The sequence below is a fragment of the Riemerella columbina DSM 16469 genome (genome assembly GCF_000374405.1).
Lineage (GTDB): Bacteria > Bacteroidota > Bacteroidia > Flavobacteriales > Weeksellaceae > Riemerella > Riemerella columbina.
On record NZ_KB894234.1, the window covers coordinates 1 to 25685 of the forward strand.

23 protein-coding genes are annotated in these 25685 nt (G+C 36.7%); 15 read left to right on the top strand and 8 right to left on the bottom strand.

The annotated features are described in order from the left end of the window. Positions 1–452: 452 nt before the first annotated feature. From C237_RS0106150 to C237_RS0106180, 6 genes are all read left to right on the top strand, one after another. Positions 453–842 carry a helix-turn-helix domain-containing protein gene (locus C237_RS0106150; protein ID WP_245539705.1) on the top strand — a complete coding sequence of 130 codons (390 nt, stop codon included), beginning with the start codon at positions 453–455 and terminating at the stop codon, positions 840–842. A 320-nt stretch (positions 843–1162) separates the two neighbouring features. Then, entirely contained in the window at positions 1163–2230 is a 1068-nt protein-coding gene (gene fbaA / locus C237_RS0106155) for a class II fructose-bisphosphate aldolase (protein WP_018675626.1), read from the top strand. A 126-nt stretch (positions 2231–2356) separates the two neighbouring features. After that, positions 2357–3208 (top strand): acetyl-CoA carboxylase, carboxyltransferase subunit beta, encoded by an 852-nt coding sequence (gene accD, locus C237_RS0106160; protein ID WP_018675627.1) that lies wholly within the window; start codon positions 2357–2359, stop codon positions 3206–3208. A 70-nt stretch (positions 3209–3278) separates the two neighbouring features. Continuing rightward, positions 3279–3737 carry a DUF6973 domain-containing protein gene (locus C237_RS13640; RefSeq protein WP_018675628.1) on the top strand — a complete coding sequence of 153 codons (459 nt, stop codon included), beginning with the start codon at positions 3279–3281 and terminating at the stop codon, positions 3735–3737. A gap of 550 nt (positions 3738–4287) precedes the next feature. Next, positions 4288–5820, top strand: a complete 1533-nt coding sequence (locus C237_RS0106175) for a YifB family Mg chelatase-like AAA ATPase (protein WP_018675630.1) — start codon at positions 4288–4290, stop codon at positions 5818–5820. 11 nt (positions 5821–5831) lie between these two features. Next, positions 5832–6620 carry a GLPGLI family protein gene (locus C237_RS0106180; RefSeq protein ID WP_018675631.1) on the top strand — a complete coding sequence of 263 codons (789 nt, stop codon included), beginning with the start codon at positions 5832–5834 and terminating at the stop codon, positions 6618–6620. A gap of 57 nt (positions 6621–6677) precedes the next feature. On the opposite strand, the gene cysK is transcribed toward C237_RS0106180, so the two are convergent. From cysK to C237_RS0106210, 6 genes are all read right to left on the bottom strand, one after another. After that, a complete protein-coding gene (cysK, locus tag C237_RS0106185) occupies positions 6678–7586 on the bottom strand; it encodes a cysteine synthase A (protein ID WP_018675632.1) in 909 nt (302 codons plus the stop codon). A gap of 15 nt (positions 7587–7601) precedes the next feature. Then, a complete protein-coding gene (epsC, locus tag C237_RS0106190) occupies positions 7602–8420 on the bottom strand; it encodes a serine O-acetyltransferase EpsC (protein WP_018675633.1) in 819 nt (272 codons plus the stop codon). A gap of 250 nt (positions 8421–8670) precedes the next feature. After that, the gene (locus tag C237_RS0106195; protein WP_018675634.1) at positions 8671–9315 is read right to left on the bottom strand and encodes a 50S ribosomal protein L25/general stress protein Ctc; all 645 of its coding nucleotides are present in this window, start codon (positions 9313–9315) and stop codon (positions 8671–8673) included. A 56-nt stretch (positions 9316–9371) separates the two neighbouring features. Next, complete coding sequence (locus C237_RS0106200) at positions 9372–10310, bottom strand: ribose-phosphate pyrophosphokinase (RefSeq protein WP_018675635.1); 939 nt, start codon at positions 10308–10310, stop codon at positions 9372–9374. Between the two features lie 89 nt (positions 10311–10399). Beyond that, complete coding sequence (locus C237_RS0106205; protein WP_018675636.1) at positions 10400–11911, bottom strand: SGNH/GDSL hydrolase family protein; 1512 nt, start codon at positions 11909–11911, stop codon at positions 10400–10402. Positions 11912–11923: 12 nt separating this feature from the next. Further along, positions 11924–13162, bottom strand: coding sequence for an OmpP1/FadL family transporter (locus C237_RS0106210; protein ID WP_018675637.1), 1239 nt, complete (start codon positions 13160–13162; stop codon positions 11924–11926). A gap of 300 nt (positions 13163–13462) precedes the next feature. On the opposite strand from C237_RS0106210, the gene C237_RS0106215 reads away from it, so the two are divergent. From C237_RS0106215 to C237_RS0106225, 3 genes are read left to right on the top strand one after another with little or no spacing between them, the layout of a single operon-like run. Continuing rightward, positions 13463–14758 (top strand): PSP1 domain-containing protein, encoded by a 1296-nt coding sequence (locus C237_RS0106215; protein WP_018675638.1) that lies wholly within the window; start codon positions 13463–13465, stop codon positions 14756–14758. Then, the gene (locus C237_RS0106220; RefSeq protein ID WP_026315528.1) at positions 14751–15209 is read left to right on the top strand and encodes a gliding motility lipoprotein GldH; all 459 of its coding nucleotides are present in this window, start codon (positions 14751–14753) and stop codon (positions 15207–15209) included. Before C237_RS0106215 ends, C237_RS0106220 begins: the two co-directional genes overlap by 8 nt. Before the next feature lie 9 nt (positions 15210–15218). After that, complete coding sequence (locus C237_RS0106225) at positions 15219–17570, top strand: transglycosylase domain-containing protein (RefSeq protein WP_018675640.1); 2352 nt, start codon at positions 15219–15221, stop codon at positions 17568–17570. A 417-nt stretch (positions 17571–17987) separates the two neighbouring features. Here C237_RS0106225 and C237_RS0106230 read toward each other — a convergent pair whose 3' ends face one another. Continuing rightward, positions 17988–18458 carry a glucosaminidase domain-containing protein gene (locus C237_RS0106230; protein WP_018675641.1) on the bottom strand — a complete coding sequence of 157 codons (471 nt, stop codon included), beginning with the start codon at positions 18456–18458 and terminating at the stop codon, positions 17988–17990. Positions 18459–18670: 212 nt separating this feature from the next. On the opposite strand from C237_RS0106230, the gene C237_RS0106235 reads away from it, so the two are divergent. The 6 genes from C237_RS0106235 (at position 18671) to C237_RS0106260 (ending at position 24975) form a co-directional block, all read left to right on the top strand. Continuing rightward, positions 18671–19399, top strand: coding sequence for a hypothetical protein (locus C237_RS0106235; protein WP_018675642.1), 729 nt, complete (start codon positions 18671–18673; stop codon positions 19397–19399). A gap of 174 nt (positions 19400–19573) precedes the next feature. Next, positions 19574–20932, top strand: a complete 1359-nt coding sequence (locus C237_RS0106240; RefSeq protein ID WP_018675643.1) for an SGNH/GDSL hydrolase family protein — start codon at positions 19574–19576, stop codon at positions 20930–20932. Continuing rightward, a complete protein-coding gene (locus C237_RS0106245; RefSeq protein WP_018675644.1) occupies positions 20932–22593 on the top strand; it encodes an MBOAT family O-acyltransferase in 1662 nt (553 codons plus the stop codon). Before C237_RS0106240 ends, C237_RS0106245 begins: the two co-directional genes overlap by 1 nt. A gap of 54 nt (positions 22594–22647) precedes the next feature. Further along, positions 22648–23955: a DUF459 domain-containing protein gene (locus C237_RS0106250; protein WP_018675645.1), complete on the top strand. Its 1308-nt coding sequence runs from the start codon at positions 22648–22650 to the stop codon at positions 23953–23955. 28 nt (positions 23956–23983) lie between these two features. Further along, entirely contained in the window at positions 23984–24496 is a 513-nt protein-coding gene (locus C237_RS0106255) for a superoxide dismutase family protein (RefSeq protein WP_018675646.1), read from the top strand. 50 nt (positions 24497–24546) lie between these two features. Then, a complete protein-coding gene (locus tag C237_RS0106260; RefSeq protein WP_018675647.1) occupies positions 24547–24975 on the top strand; it encodes a nucleoside deaminase in 429 nt (142 codons plus the stop codon). Between the two features lie 224 nt (positions 24976–25199). On the opposite strand, the gene C237_RS0106265 is transcribed toward C237_RS0106260, so the two are convergent. Further along, on the bottom strand, positions 25200–25685 hold a 486-nt coding region (locus tag C237_RS0106265), incomplete at its 5' end, for a DUF4469 domain-containing protein (RefSeq protein ID WP_018675648.1).

Genomic DNA, 25685 nt, shown 5'->3' on the forward strand with positions numbered 1-25685 from the left:
GTTAGCAGGGCTTCCCAGACTTCATTTAAGCTCATCCAAGTGGACTTTCTCAAGCTGATAGCCAATGCGGTTTGTTCATCGGTTAGAGCATACCTGATGGATTTAGGTCTGGAGGATTTGTCTTTAAGAGAAATTCTATTTTTCCACTTAGAAACGGTTTGTTGCGATGTGTTAAATTGCTGGGCTAACTCAAAATTAGTAGCCTTAGATTTTTGAATTTGCTGACGAATGTTTATATTCGTNGTGGCGTTTGAATGATAAATTTGCATAATTATTTTTATTTGCGTGAAACAAAAATAACCAACTTTTTTATCATTTCAATTATCATCCTTATCTTCATATTATGTCTTCTTATATACTTTCATTACAAAAAAGTAAGACACATCCGAAAAACATACGCTGCCCTAGAAGAAAAACTGAAAACTAATCCTTCAATTGCGCCAGTGCAAACATTGGAAGTATTACCACCTCCTAATCCTATTATGGATAAGAAAATTTATAATGATATTTTACAAAAATTAGAAACCTTTGAAAGTGAATTAGGTTTTACAGAAAAGGGATTAACTTTAAAAAAACTGTCTGAAAAATTAGAAACTAACTCCAAATATCTCTCCCAAGTAATTAATGAAAATAAAAATATTAGTTTCTCCAAATATATTGCTGAGTTGCGTATCAACTATATTACCCAACAAATGTATATTGACAAAAAAATTCTTAATCTAACTGTAGAAGCATTAGCTGAAAAATGCGGTATTTCCTCACGCCAAAACTTCTCAGATTTGTTCTTAGAAATCAATGGAATTCGCCCTACTGATTTTATAAAAGAAAGGAAAAGACTTTGATATTATTGATGCAGTTAATGTCAAAAAAATAGGATGGTTTTCGATAGTGATCTGTACTATATAAAACTGGTCGAAGGACTAATATATACATTTTACCTTTTAGAAATAAAGAGAAGAAAATGCTCTTCCCATTATTCTGTAAAATATATAGTCTTAAATTTTTGAATTTGCTGACGAATGCTTATATTCGTGGTTGAATTTTCATAATTATTTTTATTTGTGTTAGAACAAAAAAACACTTTTTTATTAGGATAGAATACTATCTATAACATTATGAAACTTTATATAAAAACTTAAATAATATCAAATATAATAAAATTATGAGTAGAAAATTCCCGGCAGGTGTAGCCACAGGTTCAATGGTTAGCGACATTTTTCAATACGCTAAAGAAAATAAGTTTGCACTTCCAGCAGTGAATGTCATTGGCTCTAGTAACATCAATGCCACTATGGAAACCGCAGCTAAACTGAACGCCCCAGTGATTATCCAATTTTCAAACGGAGGTGCAGCATTCAACGCGGGTAAAGGTCTTAGCAATGACGGGCAACAAGCCGCTATTTTAGGTGCGGTAGCAGGTGCAAAACACATCCATACTTTAGCAGAAGCCTATGGGGCAACGGTAATTTTACACACCGACCACTGTGCTAAAAAATTATTACCTTGGATTGATGGATTGTTAGACGCAGGAGAGCAATTCTATAAAGAAAATGGTAAACCATTATATTCTTCGCATATGCTAGACCTTTCTGAAGAATCTTTAGAAGAAAACCTAGAAATCTCGGCTAAATACTTCGAGAGAATGGCAAAAATGGACATGACTTTAGAAGTAGAAATTGGCGTTACTGGAGGAGAAGAAGATGGTGTAGACAATACCGATGTAGACAATTCTAAATTATATACACAGCCAGAAGATGTGGCGTATACTTATGAAGTTTTAAAGAAAATTTCAGATCACTTTACTATTGCGGCAGCGTTTGGTAATGTACATGGCGTATACAAACCAGGAAATGTAAAATTAACACCAGAAATTTTATTGAACTCTCAAAAATATGTTCAAGAAAAATTCGGAACAGGGGAGAAGCCAGTCAACTTTGTATTCCATGGTGGGTCTGGGTCTACTTTAGAAGAAATTAGAGAAGCAATTGACTATGGTGTGATTAAGATGAACATCGATACCGACTTGCAATTCGCTTATACAGAAGGTATCCGCGATTATATGACCGAAAAAATCGAATACCTAAGAACTCAAATTGGTAATCCAGAGGGTGCCGACTTGCCAAACAAAAAAATCTACGACCCAAGAGTATGGCTAAGAAAAGGTGAGGAAACTTTCGGTAAAAGATTGGTACAAGCCTTTGAAGACCTTAACAATGTAAATACCTTATAAGATATTAGGGTAATTAAAAAAAACTTGTATTTTTGCTTATTATTACAACTTGCTATGCCCCACTTATTGGTGGGGCAGTAGGTTGAATAAGCTGATTTTTAATCATTAAAATAAAATTATACGGCTATGGCATTTGATTGGTTCAAGAGAAAAACTAAAAATATAACCACTTCTACAGAAGAAAAAAAGGACATCCCGAAAGGGCTTTGGCACAAAACACCCACAGGGAAAATCATAGAATATGATGAGCTGAAAGCCAACCATTTCGTATCTCCAGAAGATGGTTTTCATGTTCGCATCGGAAGTGAGGAGTATTTTAATATCCTTTTTGATGGAGGAAAATTCAAAGAATTGGATACCAAAGTAGAAAGTGTGGATATCCTTAAGTTTAAAGATACCAAACCTTATGTAGACAGATTGAAAGAGGCTAAATCTAAAACGAAACTCAAAGATTCTATCCGCAATGCCGTAGGTAAGGTAAACGATACCGAAATTGTAATTTCTTGTATGGATTTTAAATTTATTGGAGGGTCTTTAGGCTCTGTAATGGGGGAGAAAATCCGTAGAGCGGTAGACTACGCTATGAAAAAGAAATTACCGTATATGATTATTTGCCAGTCTGGAGGGGCAAGAATGCAAGAAGCAGCTCATTCCTTGATGCAAATGGCAAAAGTTCAAGCTAAATTGGTTCAGCTATCTGAAGCTGGCTTACCCTATATTGCATATCTTACAGATCCCACATTTGGAGGAATCACGGCTTCTTTTGCGATGACAGCGGATATTATTATGGCAGAACCGGGAGCTCTTATCGGTTTTGCTGGGCCACGGGTGATTAGGGAAACTATTGGTAGAGATTTGCCAGAAGGCTTCCAAACTTCAGAGTTTTTAAAAGAAAAAGGCTTTGTAGACTTTATTGTTCATAGAAGGGACGCTAGAGAAACCATTTCAAAAACAGTTAAGTTATTGATGAACAAATAAATTAAAAACTTTAGCATTACATTATAGCCTTGTTAATCTTTAAGTTTAGCAAGGGTTTTTATAAAATCCCATGAAAGTAATTACGGTTTTTTTTAACGCACTAAGGGCACTTTCGTTTAAGAAAATGGTTAGGTTGTTTAGCCTATTTCTTAGGCATCCTTTATTTTTTATACTCGCCATCTATGCCACAGCTAAGGCATATAGAAAAGCCCAGCGCATCTATCCCCATACCGCAAGTAATAATGGAAAAGGCAATGCGTTCAGACATGCCTATTGGAACTGTTTAATTTTGATGTATTGCTGTAAAATCTCTTCCCCCAAAAAATCATTAGCATTTACTGAGGCATTTACCGACCTCCACGAAGAATTATTTCCCAATCCTCCGTTAGAAAAAGCAATGGACTTACACAATAATAAGGTGGGGCGGGCTTATTTTATAAGCCTACTTCCTGGCATTCACCGCCAGTTTTTTGAAACCTCGTTTTTTATCGATGGACTAAAAAAAAAACAGAACACGCCATCAGTGTAAGCAATGTTAAACAAGACTTTGGCGAGGGTCTAGTATTTATTAAGGAATAGATAAACTAATTGCTAAAAACTTCTGGCATTACCATATTATTCGTGCTTTTTTACCAAAATCGTCATAAATAGCTTTGCCTTTAACCCAGCTAACCAAGCAGATATAGAAACCAATAGGGGGAATAACCGCACCAACGAGGGAAATACACATACCTATAGGGGAGATATAGAAACCAACAGGGGCAATGACCATACCAACGAGAAAAATACGCATACCTACAAGGGAGATATAGAAGCTAACAAGGTAAAAACAGAAAATAACTAATACAAATTTAAAAAATATGGGTAATAACTATAAAATCCTTAAATTTTAAGCAATATGAACAAGCCCAAAAATCTCTATTAGAAAAGTTCAAAATCATTTAAAAACCATTTAAAAGACTTTTCGCATCCGTGTAAAGGTCTTTTTATTTTTATCGAATTAGATTTTTAGTAGAGGGGGTATTAGAAAGTAAAACGATGTAAAAAAAATTTGTATATTTACTACCAAATTGATTGCTATGTTGGTAAAAGTTTATGGAAGTGCCATTCACGGGGTATCTGCTCAAACGATAACTATTGAAGTGAATGTAGACAAAGGGGTGGGCTATCATTTGGTAGGCTTACCAGATAATGCCATTAAAGAAAGTAGCCATAGAATTTCTGCGGCACTCAAAAATGTGGGGTACAAATTACCAGGTAAAAAAATCACCATTAATATGGCACCTGCCGACCTTAGGAAAGAAGGCTCGGCGTATGACTTGAGCATTGCTATTGGGATTTTGGCAGCATCGGAACAGATTGTCGCTGAAGATTTACACCGCTATATTATTATGGGAGAACTCTCCTTAGATGGCGGACTTCAGCCCATAAAAGGCGTATTACCCATTGCCATCAAAGCGAGGGAAGAAGGTTTTAAAGGGATGATACTTCCAAAACAAAACACTAGAGAAGCAGCAATCGTTAATGATTTAGAAGTCTACGGTGTAGAAAACATTAAGGAAGTCATCGAGTTTTTTAATGAAAACCGACCGTTAGAAGCTACCGTTATTAACACCAGAGAAGAATTTCAGAATAAAATCAACCAATTCCCATTTGATTTTTCAGAAGTCAAAGGACAAGAAACTGCCAAACGAGCGATGGAGGTCGCTGCTGCTGGAGGGCATAATATCATTTTAATCGGTCCACCAGGAAGTGGTAAAACCATGCTTGCAAAAAGGATTCCGAGCATCCTGCCTCCATTAACTTTAAAAGAAGCTTTAGAAACGACTAAAATTCATTCCGTGGCAGGTAAAATGGGAACAGAAACTTCATTAATGACGGTGAGACCTTTTAGGGCACCACACCATACCATTTCAGATGTGGCATTAGTAGGTGGCGGTGGCTATCCTCAGCCTGGTGAAATTTCTTTGGCTCATAATGGGGTATTGTTCCTCGATGAAATGCCCGAGTTTAAACGCACTGTTTTAGAAGTGATGCGCCAACCGTTAGAAGATAGGGAGGTGACCATTTCCAGAGCCAAGTTTACGGTAAACTATCCTGCCAGTTTTATGTTGGTGGCCTCTATGAATCCGAGTCCAAGTGGCTTTTTTCCTGACGACCCCAATAATACTTCGTCGGCTTTTGAAATGCAACGCTATCTCAATAAGCTATCTGGACCTTTATTGGATAGAATAGATATCCATATAGAAGTTCAGAAAGTAGAGTTTGAACAATTGGCAGACCGCCGCAAAGGGGAGCCTAGCGAAGCGATTAGAGCCCGAGTATTAAAGGCTAGAAAAATACAAGAAGAACGCTATAAAGATTTACCCATCAGTTATAATGCTCAAATTGGCCCTAAGGAAATAGAACGATTTTGTGCTTTAGATGAAGCCTCATTAAATTTAATAAAAACCGCTATGGAAAAACTCAATCTTTCTGCCAGAGCTTATGATAGAATATTAAAAGTCGCCAGAACTATCGCGGATTTAGAAAATTCAGAGGCAATTCATTCACACCATATTGCAGAAGCCATACAATATCGTAGTCTAGATAGAGATTTTTGGAAAGTTTAAAAATTAAATTTATGAGATTATTATATGTGATTTTATTGTTGATAGGTCAATTTTATTTTGGTCAATATAAAATAGATTATCGAGTATGGCACAGAATAGACTCTGCGGTAAGTATGGAACATGTAAAGCCTTATGATATGAGTCTTTATATTAAGGACGCTAAACGCTCAGTTTATATATCGCCTTTAAAAATTTATAATGATTCATTAGATAATGTTACAAAAGTAGAAAGCTTAGGTGATCTTACATTTCTAATGGGAAATAAAAAACGGGGAGGGCATCAACGAGAGTATATAACAGTAGATTTAGATGAAAAATCTATTAAGCAATACTTAAATGTGGTAACAGAGTGGTTCAGATACTCTACCACCGCTCCCCAATGGCAGTTATTAGAAGGGACTAAAACCATTGGTCCATTTTTATGCCATAAAGCGACTACGGAATTATCTGGAAGAACTTACACGGTTTGGTACACCAATGAAATTCCTATTCCTGCGGGTCCGTTTAAATTAGTTGGGTTACCAGGTTTGGTATTATCTGCAGAAGATAGCACAGGAGATGTAAAAATAGAATTGGTAGCAATCCAAAAATCCAATAAAGGAATAGAAGATTTAAACTTAAAGAAAGAAAATATCAGCGATGTAAAGAGTTATAATAAGTTTCTTGAATTGGTAAAAGCTTCGTTCTATAATAGGACACACCCAAAGTTGTACGATAGTTTTGACCAAAAAAGCAAAAAACAAGCAGATGAACGCTATGAAGCGAGAGTAAGAAAATACAATAACTTTATAGAGCGGTAAGTTATCAAATAAAAAGCAACAAAAAATCCTATCAAATTTTGATAGGATTTTTTAGGTTTAATACAACCCTTCCACTGAACCATAGCGCTCCCCTGTATCGTAATTAAAAGTAAGAACTTTAGCTCCTTTAGGCAGTTCAGACTGAATCTTATCAATAGCTGCAAGAGATGCCCCCGTTGAAATACCACCTAAAACTCCTTCTTTTTGAGCCAATAGGCGAGCAAACTCAAAGGCTTTTTCTTTAGAAACCGTGATTACTCCATCAATAACGCTTGCATCATAAGTCTTGGGAACAAATCCTGCACCTATTCCTTGTATCGGATGAGGTCCTGCTTCTCCTCCACTCAATACGGGAGAGGTTTCAGGTTCTACAGCGTAAGTTTTCAAATTTGGAAAGTGTTGCTTTAGGATTTTGGAAACTCCAGAAATATGTCCACCCGTCCCCACACCTGTGATGAGATAATCCAGCCCTTCAGGAAAATCTTTAATGATTTCTATAGCAGTGGTACGAGTATGTACCTCAGGATTAGAAGGATTCTCAAACTGCTGAGGCATCCAATAGTTGGCATTTTCATTTACCAATTCCTGAGCCTTTTCTATCGCTCCCTTCATTCCTTTTTCTTTTGGAGTCAATATGAACTTGGCACCATAAGCTTGCATTAGGAATCTCCTTTCCACACTCATCGATTCGGGCATTACAAGGGTAATCTCATAGCCTTTTACAGCCGCCACCATAGCCAGTCCTACCCCTGTATTCCCTGAAGTTGGTTCAATAATGGTCATTCCTTTTTTTAGTTTTCCAGAGGCTTCGGCATCTTCTACCATTGCCAAAGCAATACGGTCTTTGATACTTCCCCCAGGGTTACTGCGTTCCAATTTCATCCATACCTCTATATTGGTAAAAAGGTGGTTGATTTTCACTTCGGGTGTATTCCCGATACTTTCTAAAATGTTGTTGATTTTCATAATAATTGATTTTTGTTAGATAATAAAGTTAATAGGTTGATGTTCCGTTTCAGATTCTTTAATTACGATTTGTCCTTTATGAAAGACTTTTGATAATGGTTCTACACTTTTGACAATCCACGCATTCCCTCCAATTACACAGCGTCGTCCGATAGTAGTATCTCCTCCCAAAATAGTTGCTCCAGAATAAATGACTACCTCATCTTCTATGGTAGGATGTCGCTTGCTGTGAGCTTTTTCTTTTGAAACCCATAAAGCCCCAAGAGTAACTCCTTGATACATCTTTACTCGATCGCCAATAATCGTAGTCTCCCCCACTACAATACCCGTACCATGGTCTATGAAGAAGGGAACTCCTATTTTTGCCCCAGGGTGGATATCAATCCCCGTTTTACTATGAGCATATTCGCTAAACATTCGAGGTAAAATTGGGACTTCCCATTGATATAACAAATGCGACAAACGATATACCGCTATGGCAAAAAAACCAGGGTAAGTCAATTGGATTTCTCTCAAAGAATATGCGGCTGGATCACTTTCTAAGAAAAAATGAGCGTCTTCCGTAAGTTGTTCAAAAATCTCAGGAATTTTTTTCTCGAAAATCTCATGAGTAATCTGTTCAGCCTTTTCAGCATCGATAAAACACACAATCTGGCAGAAATCATCTTTTAATTTTTCATAATTATGGATGATTTCTTGCTCTCCACATTTGGTGGGTTGCGTCTGAAACAAAAAACAAAAATAATTTTCTACAAAATTTTCGATTTGTTTCTTATTGATGCACTCCGTATGTAAGTGTTGTTGGTATAAATGGTGAATAAATTTTTCTTTCATTTTAAAACATCATTAAATAAAAAAACACTGCTAGAAACTTTAGCAGTGTGTGGTATCTAGTAAGTATTAAGTAATCTATATAATAACTAAAAAGAAGAACACTGCTTTATAGTCATAAAGCAACAAAAAACAGCCTTCGATTTAGATGTTAATATCAAAATTTTTCTGATTAAATTTGTGCAAAGATAGACAATAATTAAAAAATCCTATCAAATTTTGATAGGATTTTTTAGGTTTATTGAATAATGGTTTATTCTTCAGCGTTTCCACCTTCTTCGTTAGAAGCGGCTTCACCTTCAGCACCTTCTTCTTCATCTTCATCGTCGTCATCTGCAGCACCTCCTTTAAGGGCAGTTCTAGCCATCTTAACTGCTACAACTACTGCATTATCAGGATGCATGAATGTGTAATCTTCTGTCTTAATGTCGCCAACATAAACTTTGTTACCAATTCTTAGTTTAGTAACATCAATCACTACTTCATCTGGTAAGTTAGATGGTAATGCTTTGATTTTAAGTTTTCTGAATGATTGTCTAAGTACACCACCAGCAACAACACCTCTTGCTCTACCGGTAAGTCTTACAGGCACTTCCATTACCACTGGCTTATCTTCGCTTAGCTGATAGAAGTCTGCGTGTAGAATTCTGTCGGTTAATGGGTGAAACTGGATGTCCTGTAATACTGCAGGAATAGTTTCGCCGTCCACTTCAATAGATACCGTGTGTGCGTCTGGAGTGTAAACCAAGTTTTTGAATGATTTTTCCTCTGTAGAAAAATGTAATGGTTCATTTCCTCCATAAACAACACAAGGAACTAATTCAGCATCGCGTAATGCTTTCGTAGCTTTTTTGCCTACGCTTTCTCTTTTCTGTCCTTGAATTGTAATAGATTTCATTTATAAAAATTTTAAAAAATTGTTTGTCTTGTTATAATTATCTGATTGTTTATCAATTAGATAATAAATTTATCGCTGATGGATTTATGTTCGTGTACCATTTTCATCACATCAGCAAATAATGGGGCGCAAGATAGCACTTTTATTTTAGATGACAAATTATTTTTGATAGGAATTGTATCAGTTACAATGACTTCCGTAATTTTTGAGTTTTCAATATTTTCATAAGCCTTGCCAGAAAGTACAGGATGCGTTGCCATAGCTCTTACACTTTTGGCTCCTTTTTCTATCAAAATATTTGCCGCCTTGCAGAGGGTTCCTGCAGTGTCTATCATATCATCAATTAAAATCACATTTCTGCCCTCTACATCCCCAATGAGAAACATCTCCTCTACTACATTAGCTTTTTTGCGTTCTTTGTAGGCGATAACCACCTCAGCGCCCAGATGTCCTGCATAATTTTTGGCACGCTTAGCACCTCCCATATCTGGCGATGCAATGGTTAGATTGTCTAAATTTAAAGACTTGATGTAATCTACAAAAATGGTGGAGGCATAAAGATGATCAACAGGGATTTCAAAAAAACCTTGAATTTGGTCGGCGTGGAGGTCCATAGTCATAATCCGCGTGGCACCCGCAGCAGTTAATAAATTCGCGACTAATTTTGCACCAATTGGCGCTCTAGGTTTATCTTTTCTATCTTGACGCGCCAAACCATAGTAAGGCAATACTACCGTAATGTTTTTGGCAGACGCTCTTTTTGCAGCGTCGATCATCAATAGTAATTCTAAAAGATTATCGGCAGGTGGGAATGTGGACCCGATTAAAAATACCCTTCCGCCTCTTACAGATTGGTCTAAAACGGGTTCGAATTCACCATCGCTAAAGGATTGAAAATTGATTTTACCCAATTCTTGACCGTAGGCCTTCGCTATTTTTTCGGATAATTCTTTACTTGTTCTTGTACTAAATAAATAGGTTGGTTGGTTTGACATTTTTACTTTTTTTAGGCGGTGCAAAATTAAAAAAAATATAATAAAAAAGCCGCTTAAAATTTTAAACGGCTTTTAGTGTAATTTATAATTTAAGGAAAAGTAACTCCTGAATAGGCATTAGGGTTAACCTGTGGTAATGTGGAATGATAAGTTTTATTAATGGCTTTAATAAACTCATTGGCAATTACAGCATAGCCTCTACCCGTTAAGTGTACCCCATCCAAAGAGAATGATCCTCCTGTAACATATTTGGCGGTATATCTTACGCCATCAAACATAATCCCAGAGGTATTTCCTAATTCGTTCATTTTAGCATTTGCGTCTACAAAAGCTAGTCCATATGCGTCTGCTAATGCTTTTATCTGAGCATTGTATGCTGCTGTAGCAGTCAGCACTTCCTCTTTTTCTATTTTTGTTAAAACATGTCCGTCTTCTAATGGGTAAGTGACCCCATATTTATCCATAGGGCTTACAGCATAAGGTGAAGCGGGTTTAGAGCCAATCACTCCACTTGTTGTTAGTGGCACTAAATCTTCACTAGTGGCGTGTCTTGCTTGACCATAAATTTTACCAATTACTGCTGCTTGGATAACAGACATTCCAGCTCCCGCTAAAGCTTGGGTAATTTGTTTAGATAAATCTTTTAAATTCTCATCTTTGATGAGTAACGGATTTTTACCTGCTTTCAGTGTGGAAAGTCTATTACCTTCGCCATAAGCAGCAAGAACTTGCTTAAGTCCTGCCATATTTTGGTTCAGTGCATTAGCAGTGGCTTGGTCTAGTGGTACTGGATTATAAGGTACCGTAGTAAAAAACGGAATCGAAGTTACATTTGGAATATTGGCAATTACTCCTTTTGTAGCACCAACGGCTTTCATTCCATCTAAAATTCCTTTGATAGACCCTGCTAAAACATTAGGGTCAGTAATATCATTACTACCATAAGTAGCAGGATTAAGGTTACCTGTTTGGTTGACTCCTACGCCACCAGACGAGGCATAAGAAAGCACATCGTTGTTACCAATCCATAGAGAGAAGAAGGTAGGCTTTTGTGCCATTGCATCTTTCAGTACAGTAGTGCTTGGCGTAGACGCAAACCTTACAAAGAATGGATTGGCTTTACCAAGAGCAAGTCCTGCAGGATTACCATACCCAGGAGCAAGTAAATGAAATGACTTAGCGCCAGGTACTCCCATATTATTAAAAGTTCCCGTTACTTTATCTAATGCTGCTGCTGGAGCAGAAGGTACTGGAGCTAAAGAGCCATTTACAACTTGTAATGTAAGTTTTCCGTTAAATCCAGGTAAATTAGTAAAACCACCTACATCATTCGGCATCATGGGTTGGGTAAATGTTCCTCCTCCTGCTTTTTGCATTTGAGAAGCCATTATTGCAGGATAAGATTCTTCTTGTCCGCTAGAATATAAAGTACCATCTCTATACCCCGATGTTAATGAATTTCCAATCGCTACAAAGTTTGAGAAATCAGCATCGCCATTGATAATAGCGGTTGAGGTTACATCGTTTTCAAAGTCGGTTTTACAACTGCTTAGCGTACATAGTGTAGCGATAGCAAGTGAGGATATAATGAGTTTTTTCATAATGTCTAAATATTAAAATGCGTTATAAGAAAGACCTAAACCAAAGTAAAACGCTTTAGCTTTAGCCTGTCCGTAGAAATTATAGTAATCGTTTTCAACGGCTCTAGATTTTGAAAATGCCATCCCAGCTCCTAAATCAATACCGAAACGGTTGAGTTTGAAGCCTAAACCTGCCGTCACTACATTAGAATCAAACGACGGGGTTTCTGGAATAAAGTTCTCGTCGGTATATGGGGATTCATCATAGTAATATCCTAGCCTTGCCGCAATCTTGTCATTCACCATATATTGCGTACCAAATCGCCAAGTTTTAGTGTTTTTAAAGTTTTTAGGAGTTACTAAAACCGTTGGGTCATTCGCTTGGTTGCCCAGTTGGGCTTTATCAAAATCAAGTGTTAATGAATTGTATCTAGACCATCCTGTATAGTTGAAGTCTGCGGATAGTTGCCATCTTGGCGTTACTTTATAAGTTGCACCAACGGTATATTCTTCTGCTAGTGGCAATACAGCTTTAAACTTGTCTTGTCCATTGGCATCAAGTCCTCTAAGTGTGAATAATGACTTTGGCATGTCAAAAGTAACGGTACCATTATCGGCTTTCATATCAATTGGCGAACGATAAGCCACACTAAAGTCCCAATTCTCGTCTGGCTTAAAATAAAAACCTAGCCCAAAGCCATGCCCTACGGCTTTATCGTCCTTGATGTTCATTTTACCATTTACGCTGGTCACGGCTTTATCCCAATTTACAGAGCCTTTAGCGTAGATATAGCTTCCCCCTACGGAAACCCAATCGGCTAATTTAAAAGACACCATAGGTTGGAAAAAGAAACTCTTGAGTTCCATTCTCTGCACCATTTCTTTACCCGCCCAATCTGATGGCCATTCAACAGTACTTCCGAATGGAGTAGTAAAACTAAAACCTAAAGACACTTCATCCGTTACCTTATAGGCTAAAGCCGCATAGAGTGGCGTACCAATAGGGTTTTGAGTAGAATAAGACTCTAAAGTATTAAGGTTTTGGTAAGTGATTTCAGTTTTAGCCCCGAAGCCTCCTGCCACCACGCTAAATTTAGCAGGAATAAAGGAAATCCCCGCAGGATTGAAAAATGCGACACTAGCATCTTCTGTATGGGCACTGGTATGTGCCATGGCTAATTGCTTAACGCCTTGTAGGGATACTCTAAACCCACCAGCATACGCTGAGGTGATCCCACATAGAATACTTGTAGTTATTAGTAGTTTTTTCATATTTATAATATATAAGTGTTCAAATATAAACATTTTTTTAAACAATAAAGAAAAAAAATAGACTGTTTAATTTTCTAATTTAGAAAAATATTTTAAATAATTCTTATTTATAAAGGGTTTATGTTAATTTTAGTTTTTATTAATTGGCAATTATTTATTTTGTTTAAAGTTGAACAATGAGGTGAGAAGGGATTTGGTTTCTTCCTGAGGGAAATGTTTTGAGTATAAAAAATAAATTCTAAGGCTATAAAATAAATTTATGCTATTTTTGCATAGATATTAAATATAAATAAAATCAATATGAGTTGTGGATGTGGAGCATCCGGAACCTCTAACCATAATTGTGGAACTAAATCCGCTACGGGATGTGCAAGTGTAGATACCTGTGGTAATAGTTATAAATTAAGCGTTTTTGATTGGCTTTCTAATATAAAGTCGCCCAGTAAAACTCCAAATGAGTTTGTAGAGGTAAGGTTCAAAAATGAGAGAAAAGCATTTTTTAGAAATGTGCATCATCTGCCCCTTAGTGTAGGAAATGTGGTGACGGTAGAGGCAAGTCCGGGTCATGATACAGGCGTAGTAAGCCTTACGGGAGAATTGGTGAAAATCCAAATGAAAAAGAAACAAGCCCGAGAAGAAGACTGTTTAAAAATTTATAGAATTGCCAACCAAAAAGATATTGACACTTGGCACTCGGTTAGAGAGAAGGAAGAACAAACCAAAATACAAGCAAGAAAAATTGCTCGAAGCCTTAGGCTGCAAATGAAAATTTCGGATGTAGAATACCAAGGCGATGGTACTAAAGCAACCTTCTTTTATACTGCTGATGGGCGTGTGGATTTCCGTCAGTTAATAAAGGAATATGCGGCTGTATTTCGTGTAAAAATCGATATGAAGCAAATTGGCTATCGCCAAGAAGCGGCTAAAATCGGAGGAATAGGCTCTTGTGGTAGAGAGTTATGCTGTTCTACTTGGCTTACGGATTTTAGATCTGTGAATACCAATGCAGCACGCTATCAGCAATTGAGTATCAACCCTCAAAAGTTAGCAGGGCAATGTGGTAAGTTAAAATGCTGTCTTAATTTTGAACTGGATAGTTATTTAGACGCATTGGATCATTTCCCCTCTACTAATACTACGATACTTACGGAAAAAGGCAAGGCATTTTGCATTAAAATAGATGTATTCAAAAAGAAAATGTGGTTTGCGTATGTAGACAATTCAATGGCGTGGTATGATTTGGATACTGAAGAGGTTAAAGAGTTGATTAAAATTAATAAAAAAGGCGAAAAAACACAACCGCTAGAAGAGTTACAATCTTATGTAGCTAAGGAAACTAAGCCCGTGGATTTAATCCAAGAAAATAGTGTAGATCGTTTTGAAAAACCTAAGTCTAAATCTAAAAAATCTAAGCGGAGAAATTCGGATAAAGGTAAGTCTACGCGATACAAAAAGTCTAATAACGATAGAGTAAATCAGGATAAAGGCAATGTATCAAAACTAGCGGCTGACAACTCTCAGAAGGAAGGACGAAAGCCAAGACCTAAACATAAAAACTATAAACGAAAACCAAAAAACAACGGGAATAATGGGTAGATTAGTATTTATGGTATCCTTGTGTTTCATCGTTCTATCTTGTAGTTCTAATGATGAAGTCCAGATTAATTCTATTAATAATAATTGGCAAAAAAATAAAACACAAGATTTTCAGTTTGAAATAAACGATGCTGGAATACCTAAAAATATTATATTTGTCGTAAGAAATAATAACGACTATCCTTATAGTAATTTGTTTCTTATGGCAGGGCTATACCAAGAGGGAAAACTAATCGGTAAAATAGATACCCTAAACTATCGGTTGGCAAATCCAGATGGCACTTGGATAGGAAGTGGTTTTGGAGACACCAAAGAGCTAGCATTTGAATATAAAATGAAATACCAATTTCCAAAAAATGGGAGGTATACCCTAAAGGTAAAACATGGAATGCGGAGGGATACTTTACATGGGATAGAGGATTTAGGTATAGAAATACAATCAATAAAATAGAATACAACTATGGATTCTAAACAAAATAAAAAGGGATTTCCCTTACCAAAAAAGAAGAAAAATACAGGTTATAAAAAATGGATCAAATTCATTTGGCTAGGACTTATTGCACTACTGGTAGGTATAGCAGGTTTATTTTTTGCAACCTCTCAAGGCATATTGGGGGAGATGCCCGATGTAAAAGATTTGGAAAACCCAGATATTTATGTAGCCTCGGAAATTATTGGTTCAGATGGGGTGACCTTAGGTAAGTTTGAGATGGATAAAACCGATCCTATTACTTACAGAGATATGCCACCTTATTTAGTTTATGCGTTACAAGCCAAAGAGGATGAGCGTTTTAAGGAACATTCTGGGATTGACTTAAAATCTATCATTAGAGCCATACGCTATGGTGGTGGCAGAGGTGGTGGGTCTACCATTACGCAACAATTAGCTAAATTATTATTTACTAAAAAAGCGTCTACTAACAAAATAGAAAGAGTAAAGCAAAAACTTAAAGAATGGGTGGTTGCTGTAAGTTTAGAAAAACGCTATACCAAAGAAGAAATCATAACGATGTATTTCAATAAGTTTGATTTTACCTATAATGCGCACGGCATTGAAATGGCATCTAAAATCTACTTTAATAAGCATACTAAGGACTTAACATTACCAGAGGCAGCGATGTTTGTCGCGATGCTAGAAGCGCCTATTGCCAACAATCCCCTAAGAAATATTGAGCGTGCTACCAAAAGAAGAGATGTCGTTTTAAAACAAATGTTGGAAACAGGATATATCAACCAAAGCACTTACGACACCGCTATTGCACAGCCTGTAAAAGTAGATTATACCCCAATTAAAAACATTGAAAATAGCAATTCTGCTTATTACAAACATTATTTAAAAAAGGAAATTAATGATTACCTTAAAGAATACGAAAAGAAAACGGGTAAATCGGTTAACTTATATAGAGATGGATTAAAAATCTATGTCACGCTAGATTCTAGAATGCAACAATATGCCGAAGAAGCGATTAAAGAGCATTTAACACAGTTACAAAAATCCTTTGATGCAGAACAAAAGAGAAATCCTAATCGTCCGTTTTATAAAGTGAGTAAGAAAAGTGCGGATGATATTATGATGCAAGCTGTGAGAAGAACGGGAAGATACCAACATCTAAAAGCAGCAGGAATTTCAGAAGATTCTATTATGCTAGATTTCCATACGCCTACCAAGATGTCGCGTTTTACTTGGAATGGTCAAGAAGAAGTTGAGATGACGCCTTGGGACTCTATCCGCTATCATAAACAAATTGCACAAGCAGGACTCATGTCTATGGACCCCTCTACGGGAGATATAAAAGCATGGGTAGGAGGTATCGACTGGCAACACTTTCAATACGACCATGTGAAGCAAGGTAAAAGACAGGTAGGATCTACCTTTAAACCATTTGTTTATGCTACGGCAATTATGAACTTAGGGATGACGCCTTGTACTCCAATTTCTAATGCTACCTATACCAAAGGGAAATGGACGGTAGCAGGTTCTGGAGGAATGCTTACCATTAGAGATGCTTTAGCTCATTCTAAAAACCCTGTTGCAGCAAGACTTATAGAAGCCGCAGGTGTAGATAATGTGATAAGACTAGCGAGAGATTTAGGTGTGGAAAGTGATTTACCTAGAAATAATACCATTGCGCTAGGGTCTTCGGATATTACTATTTATGAGATGTTGGGTGCTTATAGTACCTTTGCAAACTTCGGTAACTATACTAAACCCGAGATGATTTGGCGTATAGAAGATGCCAATGGAAGGGTAATCACCGAAATAAAACCAGAGCTTAAAGAAGTAATGAACGAAAAATACGCCTATTCTATGATTGATATTATGCGTGGAGTGGCAAGATATGGTACTGCATCAGGTGAATTAAGAAGAAGAGGCATCAGCGCAGATGTAGAAATAGCAGCCAAAACAGGAACCACCAACAATAACTCGGACGGTTGGTTTATCGGAATGGTACCGAGGTTAACCACTGGTGTATGGGTTGGCTGGGAAGATAGAGCCACCCACTTCTGGAGTACTGGAGAAGGACAAGGTGCGAAAATGGCTTTGCCTATTTGGGCTATCTTTATGAAAAAAGTTTGGGCAAATAAAGACCTTAACATCAATCCAGATGAGAAATTTATAAAGCCATCAGGCTGGACTAATGGATGCGATGACTTACGAGGTATGGGAGGCTATGGCGATGAAGGTGGATTGCAAACCATAGACGAGTTGAGAAATCCTAAACCCAAAATCAGTCAACCAAAAGAACAACCTAAGGATAATAATATCAACGAGAAAATCAATTCCACAGAGGATATAGACTTTAATCAATAAAAATGATTTGAACTAAAAATAATAAAGGTGTCTGAAAATTTTCGGACGCCTTTATTTTATACTAAAATATTACCAATAGGTCTATTCAAGTTTTTTTCTTAAAAGATCTATTAAATAAAAACCCTTTACAACAACATAGATTATTGAACAGTAGAGATATCAGCACGAACTTTTTATAAAAAATTAAAGCCTCTAGCGTTTAACTCTGATGAAAAATTAAAGATTCTTAAATTACTAAAACCACACGAAGCACTTTTATATGAGATAGAAAAGGCAGAGGCTGATTACAAAAGTGGAAAAGTACAAGAACATAGAGAATACATGAAAGACATAAAAGCGAGAAATATCTCTAATTTGTACAACTTTGTAAGAGATATAAAAAAAGTGTCTCTATATTTAGGACACTCTTTTTAAAAATTATAAATCGGAAAGATTGAATTTATCATAAATTAAATTCAGTCGGCGTTTCCATTCTTTTGGTTGCGTAGTGTAGCCTGCTTTAGCAATGGCGACAATCCAAGCCGAAAAATCATTATTACCTTTTAATCTAGAATAGTATTTTTTTCTTGTCAGAAGTTTACAGAATCCTTCGTAACTGGCTCGTACCGATTCAAATTTTTTGTATCTAGAACCCAGGTTATGGTTTTTACCTACTATACCGAAATGATTATTCAGTTGTTTTGCATTTTTACTTTTACCGCCACCTGTCTCTACAAAAGCGATTGCTAAAATTACAGAACTTGGAATGCCGTATTTTTCTGAAAGTTCCATAGCTACATCTTTATGATTTTGTATATAGCGATGGGTTTGTGCTTTTAAATTTAAGGAACATAAAGTTAAAATTAAACTTATGATAGCTACTTTAAGAGGTCTCATTTGGTTTCTCATAACATTTAAATTTTGATGCAAAGTTAAAAACAAATTTATAAATCAATAATTTTTAACTAACTATAACATAAAAACCACGATTTAGTATGTTAATTTTGTTAAAAAATGTTAAAATTTAACATTGAATGAAATAGAGTTTGCCTGATAATAATCATTAGTATATAAACCTAATTATGTAGAGGATTTTTTATCTTTGGGCAAACTTAATAAATATGAAACAAATTTTTATTCTTGGAGCTGTATTAAGCTCATTTTTTGCGAACGCACAAGATACTTTTAATCTAAGCGAAAAAAACAATATTGTAAAAGCCAATGTTAGTGCTTTAGCCTTTAGAAACTTTCAGTTTGGGTATGAGAGAATCATCAATAAGCAGTTTTCAATTGGGGCAAATTTAGGACTATTTGCTAAAGGTGGTATCCCTTACATAGGTGCGTTTGGAGTAGATGAAAAGTTGAAAGAGGTTTCCGTTGGTGGGACTACTTTTACTTTAGAGCCAAGGTATTATGTAGGTAAAAAGGGTTATGGACAAGGGTTTTATTTAGCACCTTATTATCGTTATGCACATTATAAAGTATCAGATTTTAATTTAACAGTAGATGTTAACCAATATGATATTCCTATAACATTATCTGGGACTGCCAGTTCACATAATATAGGGTTGATGATTGGTGCCCAATGGTTTTTAGGTAGCCAGAAAAACTGGGTGCTTGATGCTTGGTTTATTGGTGCACACTATGGTAAAGCCTCAGGAGATATCCATGGAAAAACCTCTAGACTGCTTACAGCCCAAGAGCAAAAAGAGGTAAAGAAAGAATTAGATGACCTTGATATTCCTGTTGTAAAGTATGAAACTAGTGTCCATGCCAATGGTGCAGATATGAAACTAGATGGACCATGGGCTGGTGTAAGGTCTGGTATTTCTATAGGTTATAGATTCTAGTCAATATTTTAATCCTAAAAAAATAATTGAGGTCTTCTTATAAATTAGGAGACCTTTTTTATTTAAATGTTTTCTACATCATTCATTATCAGTTAAATCAAAAATTGATATTTTTTTGCTTGAGTGATAAGAAAATAATTAAATTTGCGTTACTTTTAAATAAAAATAATACCCTTGAACTCAAATAAAAATTACAGAGTCTTTACCTTAGTTCTCAGTGGTTTTGGTATTTATCTCATTATTTCAGCGATTGCTTTAATCACAGATTTCCATTGGAAGCCATTGGATAATATCAATTTGTTGTCCGAAGTATTTGCCAAAACGCCTTCCACAAAGGAAACTAAACCAGATAAAGGGCTGACTAATACAACCGATACACCCACAACAACCAATGAACCACAGAAAAAGGACTTAAGTTTGTACCAAACTCCAGATTTAATTACGAACTTTATTCCTAATGCCTCACAACCTGCATTACCTCATTTTACGGAACAATTAAAACGCCTAAAACAAACGAAAAAAGGAAAAATTCGTATTGCATTTTTTGGGGACAGTATGATAGAGGGGGACTTAATGACACAAACTTTAAGAAAACTTTTACAGCAAGAATTTGGAGGCTATGGTGTAGGCTTTGTGCCTATCAACTCCAATGTGGCAGGTTTTCGGACTACGGTTACCACATCTGCTAGTGGCTGGACGGATACCCACTTTATGACCAAAGGGGCTAAAAACCTATACCTTTCTGGGCATGTATTTACGGGTGCAGGACGAGGTTCATATACCGATAAAACCATTACCCAAACAGATGTTATCGTTGAAAAATCACTGATTTTTGGGAAAACCCAAGGTGCTAGTATTGATGCTTACGGCAGTACCATCAATCTTTCTGGGCAAGATGCTGTGAATCGACTGACTTTGGCAAAAGATAATAATCATAAGGTGACTATCCAATCCAATACTGCATCTGTTCCAATTTATGGGGTAAGTTTTGAGTCTGATTATGGCGTCTTTGTAGACAACTTTTCTTTCCGTGGCATTACTGGGATTGAATTAGGAAAGGTAGAAGATGAAATTTACCAAGCGGTCAATAAAAATAATCCTTATGATTTAATCATCTTACAATATGGGGTTAATTTGATGTTTCGTCCGAAAGATACTTCTTATACTTTCTACGGAAAAACGATGCCTCCAGTTTTAGAAAAATTGAAAAAAGCATTTCCGAAAGCAGATTTCTTACTGATTGGCAGTGCCGATAGGGCCTTCCGTTATAATGGGGAATACAAAACAGCGGTAGGACTACCTAATTTATTAAAACTACAGGCGGAGATGGCGATGACTCAAGGCTTTGCGTTCTATAATAATTTTGCAAGTATGGGTGGAGAAAATAGTATCGTCCGCTGGGCGAATGAAAAACCACCATTGGCCAATAAGGACTATATACATCCTAATGGTAGAGGGGCAGAAATACTCGGTGAGAAACTTTACCGTGCCATCATTAAAGATTATAATAAAACCACTCAAAGTTCTAAATAATGGAGGTGATACAACAATTTTTTAATTCGTTTGACTGGCAGGCGTTTGGACATCAGTTTTTGTACGATAGTAAAAATCCATTACTATTTAACAATGGGTTTTTCGTATATTTCTTTACCTTATTTATCGCCTTGTTTTTTCTATTGAGGCATCACCATCAGGCGCGCCGCTATGTGTTTTGTGCCTTTTCACTATACTTTTTTTATAAAGCCAGTGGATGGTTTGTAGGTTTAGTCATTGTGTCTGCCATTGTGGATTTTATTTTGTCTAATGCTATCTACCGAACTCAGAACAAATCTCAAAAAACAGGGCTTTTAGTTCTTAGTATCATCTTTAATCTCGGGATGCTGTTCTATTTTAAATACACCAACTTTTTCATCAGTTTATCTAATGATTGGTTGAGTACAGATTTTCATCCATTAAATATTTTATTGCCTATCGGTATTTCTTTTTACACTTTTGAAAACTTAAGTTATACCATAGATGTTTACCGAGGTGATTTTGAACCTGCGCGTAAATTTTCGGACTACCTATTGTTTTTGGCTTTTTTTCCAAAACTAATGATGGGACCTATCGTAAGAGCACACGATTTTGTACCACAAATCAATCAACCTTATGTGATTTCGGAACGGGATTTTGCGAAAGGCTTTTATCTTATTATCTCTGGGTTGATTAAAAAACTGGTGATTTCAGATTTTATCACCCTCAATTTGGTAGACTATGTTTTTGATAATCCTGCCTTGCATACTGGGGTAGAAAGTTTATTTGCCGTTTATGGTTATGCCATGGTAATTTATTGCGACTTTAGCGGGTATAGTGATATTGCTATTGGTATTGCCCTTTGGTTAGGCTTTAAAATTCCACCGAACTTTCTTTCCCCTTACCAGAGTAAAAATATTACAGAGTTTTGGCGCCGTTGGCATATTTCTTTGTCTTCTTGGCTCAAAGATTATTTGTACATTCCCTTAGGCGGAAATCGTAAATTTTCTATTGCTTCATTCTTATTTGTATCCTTATTTCTAATCGGAGTATTCAAAATGGGGACTAATTTATTCCATCTCTCTACTTTAGCTTCAGGAGGTTTGGTATTGGTGCTTTTAATGATTTTTGTCCTTCCTGCACTCATCACTCGAAATTCCAAAGGTATCGCCGCTAATTTTAACCTCTTAACCACTATGTTGTTAGGCGGATTTTGGCACGGCGCAAGTTGGAATTTTATCATTTGGGGGGCTATCCATGGCGTAGGCTTAGGGGTACATAAAATATGGATGTTATTAACGGGTAAAGCGTTATCGGGCATTAACCAGTCTAGAGCCTACCGCATCATTATGGGATTGGTTACTTTCCATTTTGTATGTTTTGGTTGGGTATTCTTTAAGGCAGAAGATTTTGAAGCAGCACAAACCATGCTTCATCAAATTTTCTATAATTTTGAAGGTAAAGTATTTTCAGAGTTTTACGACAACTATAAAAAAGTATTATGGATGATTGCCTTTGCTATGGGTATCCATCTCATTCCAGACAATTTTGTTGATAAGCAAATCGAAAGGTTAAAAACAATACCTCTCGTATATTATATTGCTGTATTTCTAGGATTTTTGCTACTGTATGGTTATTTTAAATCTGCGGAACAAGTGATGCCAATTTATCTTCAATTCTAATGTTAAATAGGCATCGGCATTATTTTTGCGACAATAAAACAAAAAACATATTTGATGAAATTAATACGCTATACTTGGATTTTAGTACTTATGGTGATGCAAAGTCTTAATGCACAAATTCAAAATTCGGAAACTTTAGAACCTTTTATTCATCGTTTGAAAGAAAACCAAGGCGTTACCCAAATTCTATTTTTAGGTGATTCCCATACCCAAGCCGATTGGCTGACGGGCGTACTTCGGCATAAGTTTCAAGAGCGTTTTGGCAATGCGGGTAGAGGGCTGGTATTTCCTTATGCCTTAGCCAATTCCAACGGTCCCGAAGATATCCATTCTTATAGCAATACCACTTGGGAAAATTTTCGCCTTGTTTATGAGCAAGATGTATTTCCGCAAATGGGAGCTTCGGGGTTTGTGATGGGTAACCATAGCCCTGCTTTAATTGAAATGGAACTGGCACCAGAAGATAGTTTCGATAGGGTGGTTATCTTTAATGATGAAGCCATGGATGGACAGCCTTTAAGCCTTTTAGAAACCCCCAATTATCTGAAGGATTTTATTAGAAAGGATAAAAAAATCATCACTCATAGAGTAGACGCTTCGGAAACTTTTCCAGAATTGGCATCAAAATTTTATACCACTACTACAAGATTGAACCAATTAAACCGTTCGCAAAAGCCACAGGTTGGTCAATTACTTAAAGTAGAAGACACCAAAATCATCTACAATCCTACTTTAGAAAATGAAGTTCGAGAGATATTAAAAACCAACTATTCGAGCAATAGAACCGAAATTCAATTACCGAAGAATACCCATCGATTATTACTAAAGACCCATGCAAAAAACGGCAATATATTCTATGGCTTTCAATTCTTAAAAAATTGCGAAAAAGGCGTGGTATTCAATACCGTAGGGGTAAACGGTGCCACCTATGCAGACTATCTAAAATACCCATTGCAAATAGAACAACTTCAAACCCTAAATCCTGATATAGTGATAATTGCATTAGGCACTAATGAGTCATTAAGTATTATTAAGGAAGAAGAGTTCAAATCCAATGCAAAGCAGCTAATAAAGAACATTAAAAGTAAAAACCCCCATCTACCTATTTTGATTTTATCTCCCCAAGACAATCAAAGGAAATCAGAGCGAGTGGCTCAAATTGCCACTTGGCTAGAAACGGTGGCTAAAGAAGAGCATACTGCTTTTTTTGATTTACATCAAGCCTTAGGGGGTAAAGGCTACTTTAACCAAGCCTTAAGACGAAAAGAAGCCAATCAAGATGGCGTTCACTTTCTAAAATCTGGCTATGAAAAGCAAGCCGATAAAATTTTTAGTGCGATTGAAACGCTATTACAAAAATAATTATTACATTTAACCAAATTTAAACGATATGAAAACAATTAATTTATTATTAAGTTCAGCTATTTTAGCATTAACCGTAGCGTCTTGTGCTTCCATTAAGAAAACTTATGCCATTCAGCCTAAGAGTGGTACACAAACACAAGGAACAGCTACCCTATCTCAAAATGGTAAACAAGTGACTTTAGATGTTAATGTGTATAAGTTAACCCCAGGTAAACACGCCATCCATATTCACGAATTTGGCGATTGCTCTTCTGCCGACGGTAAGTCTGCTGGAGGACACTGGAACCCTACCGACCATCAACATGGGAAGTGGGATACCGAGCATTTCCATATGGGCGATATAGGCAATCTGGTAGCCGGAAAAGATGGCGTTGCACGATTGGTGTTTAGTACAGACAAATGGTGCTTGGGCTGTAGTGATGAAACTAAAAATCTCTATGGAAAATCTATTATTATCCATGCTGGAGTAGACGATTTTACTTCCCAACCTACGGGGAATGCTGGGGGTAGAGTAGGCTGTGTAGAAATTAAAAAATAACTAATAAAAGATAAAAGAAAGCAAGATGAAATTCTTGCTTTTTTTATAATATGACAGACGAATATTATATGAAGCAGGCGTTGCAAGAAGCCCAATTGGCTATGGAACGCGATGAGGTACCCATAGGCTGCGTAATAGTCTCAAATAACCGAATTATTGCCAGAGGGTATAACCTTACGGAAACCCTCAACGATGTAACAGCCCATGCCGAAATGCAAGCCATCACTTCGGCAACTCATTTTTTAGGCGGAAAATATCTAGTTAATTGTACGCTCTATGTTACTTTAGAACCTTGTGTGATGTGTGCGGGGGCTTTGGCGTGGAGCCAAATTTCCAGGGTGGTTATTGGTGCGCGTGATGAACCCAGAGGCTTTATCAACAAAGGGCTAGCCCTACACCCCAAAACCGAAATCATGACGGGTATTTTAGCCACCGAATGCAGCCAACTGATAAAAGACTTTTTTAAAACAAAACGGTAATTAATTTAAAAGTTTTGAGGGATGAGGAAGTGAATTATAAATGCTAAATGATAGATTATAAATGAAGGGGTGAGTAATAAGTGATGAGTGGCTTATAGCTTATAGCCTACTGCCTAGGGCAATCTAAGGGGCTTATTGCTTATACACTTCTACATTATAATGTCGGACACCTCGACATGAGTATGTTCTGGTGTCCGACATGAGTATCTCTGGGTATCCGACATTTAGACAATTGCCACTGGGGTACTTAGCACCTCGGTACGCGGTTCTTTTAACAAGACATTCCCTCTACTCCGTTGCGTGGTTACGCTCACCTCATAGTTGCCATTGGGTAAATCCGCTGGGACGAGGATGAGCAAACGCGACGGTTCATTAAGGACGATGTTTTCCATTGGGAGCTTGGTTTCTTGGCTGTTGTCTAAGTTTTTAAAGACAATGCCATTTTTAGGGTCGCTGCCCTCTACCTTAATATAAGTCCCTTTGATTTCGGCGTTTTTACCTTTGGTAAGCGTACCATCTGTATTGCCTGTGGCTTTATCGGTAATGTTGAATAAGCTCATAGGACTGGCTTGTTCGCCGAGGATTTCTACTTTGGTTTCTGCAGCAGCCTTTCTTAGCTCTGTGCCTTGGTTTACATTCACATAGACCGAGTGCTTTTCTTTGTCAAAAGATTTATCATAGAACACGCCCTTTATGGCAGGACGCATATA

What these genes read in the sequence shown, in the direction of transcription:
- fbaA (WP_018675626.1), top strand. Translation starts at nt 1,163, where the DNA reads ATGAGTAGAAAATTCCCGGCAGGTGTAGCCACAGGTTCAATGGTTAGC.
- accD (WP_018675627.1), top strand. Translation starts at nt 2,357, where the DNA reads ATGGCATTTGATTGGTTCAAGAGAAAAACTAAAAATATAACCACTTCT.
- C237_RS13640 (WP_018675628.1), top strand. Translation starts at nt 3,279, where the DNA reads ATGAAAGTAATTACGGTTTTTTTTAACGCACTAAGGGCACTTTCGTTT.
- C237_RS0106175 (WP_018675630.1), top strand. Translation starts at nt 4,288, where the DNA reads ATGTTGGTAAAAGTTTATGGAAGTGCCATTCACGGGGTATCTGCTCAA.
- C237_RS0106180 (WP_018675631.1), top strand. Translation starts at nt 5,832, where the DNA reads ATGAGATTATTATATGTGATTTTATTGTTGATAGGTCAATTTTATTTT.
- cysK (WP_018675632.1), bottom strand. Translation starts at nt 7,586, where the DNA reads ATGAAAATCAACAACATTTTAGAAAGTATCGGGAATACACCCGAAGTG.
- epsC (WP_018675633.1), bottom strand. Translation starts at nt 8,420, where the DNA reads ATGAAAGAAAAATTTATTCACCATTTATACCAACAACACTTACATACG.
- C237_RS0106195 (WP_018675634.1), bottom strand. Translation starts at nt 9,315, where the DNA reads ATGAAATCTATTACAATTCAAGGACAGAAAAGAGAAAGCGTAGGCAAA.
- C237_RS0106200 (WP_018675635.1), bottom strand. Translation starts at nt 10,310, where the DNA reads ATGTCAAACCAACCAACCTATTTATTTAGTACAAGAACAAGTAAAGAA.
- C237_RS0106205 (WP_018675636.1), bottom strand. Translation starts at nt 11,911, where the DNA reads ATGAAAAAACTCATTATATCCTCACTTGCTATCGCTACACTATGTACG.
- C237_RS0106210 (WP_018675637.1), bottom strand. Translation starts at nt 13,162, where the DNA reads ATGAAAAAACTACTAATAACTACAAGTATTCTATGTGGGATCACCTCA.
- C237_RS0106215 (WP_018675638.1), top strand. Translation starts at nt 13,463, where the DNA reads ATGAGTTGTGGATGTGGAGCATCCGGAACCTCTAACCATAATTGTGGA.
- C237_RS0106220 (WP_026315528.1), top strand. Translation starts at nt 14,751, where the DNA reads ATGGGTAGATTAGTATTTATGGTATCCTTGTGTTTCATCGTTCTATCT.
- C237_RS0106225 (WP_018675640.1), top strand. Translation starts at nt 15,219, where the DNA reads ATGGATTCTAAACAAAATAAAAAGGGATTTCCCTTACCAAAAAAGAAG.
- C237_RS0106230 (WP_018675641.1), bottom strand. Translation starts at nt 18,458, where the DNA reads ATGAGAAACCAAATGAGACCTCTTAAAGTAGCTATCATAAGTTTAATT.
- C237_RS0106235 (WP_018675642.1), top strand. Translation starts at nt 18,671, where the DNA reads ATGAAACAAATTTTTATTCTTGGAGCTGTATTAAGCTCATTTTTTGCG.
- C237_RS0106245 (WP_018675644.1), top strand. Translation starts at nt 20,932, where the DNA reads ATGGAGGTGATACAACAATTTTTTAATTCGTTTGACTGGCAGGCGTTT.
- C237_RS0106250 (WP_018675645.1), top strand. Translation starts at nt 22,648, where the DNA reads ATGAAATTAATACGCTATACTTGGATTTTAGTACTTATGGTGATGCAA.
- C237_RS0106255 (WP_018675646.1), top strand. Translation starts at nt 23,984, where the DNA reads ATGAAAACAATTAATTTATTATTAAGTTCAGCTATTTTAGCATTAACC.
- C237_RS0106260 (WP_018675647.1), top strand. Translation starts at nt 24,547, where the DNA reads ATGACAGACGAATATTATATGAAGCAGGCGTTGCAAGAAGCCCAATTG.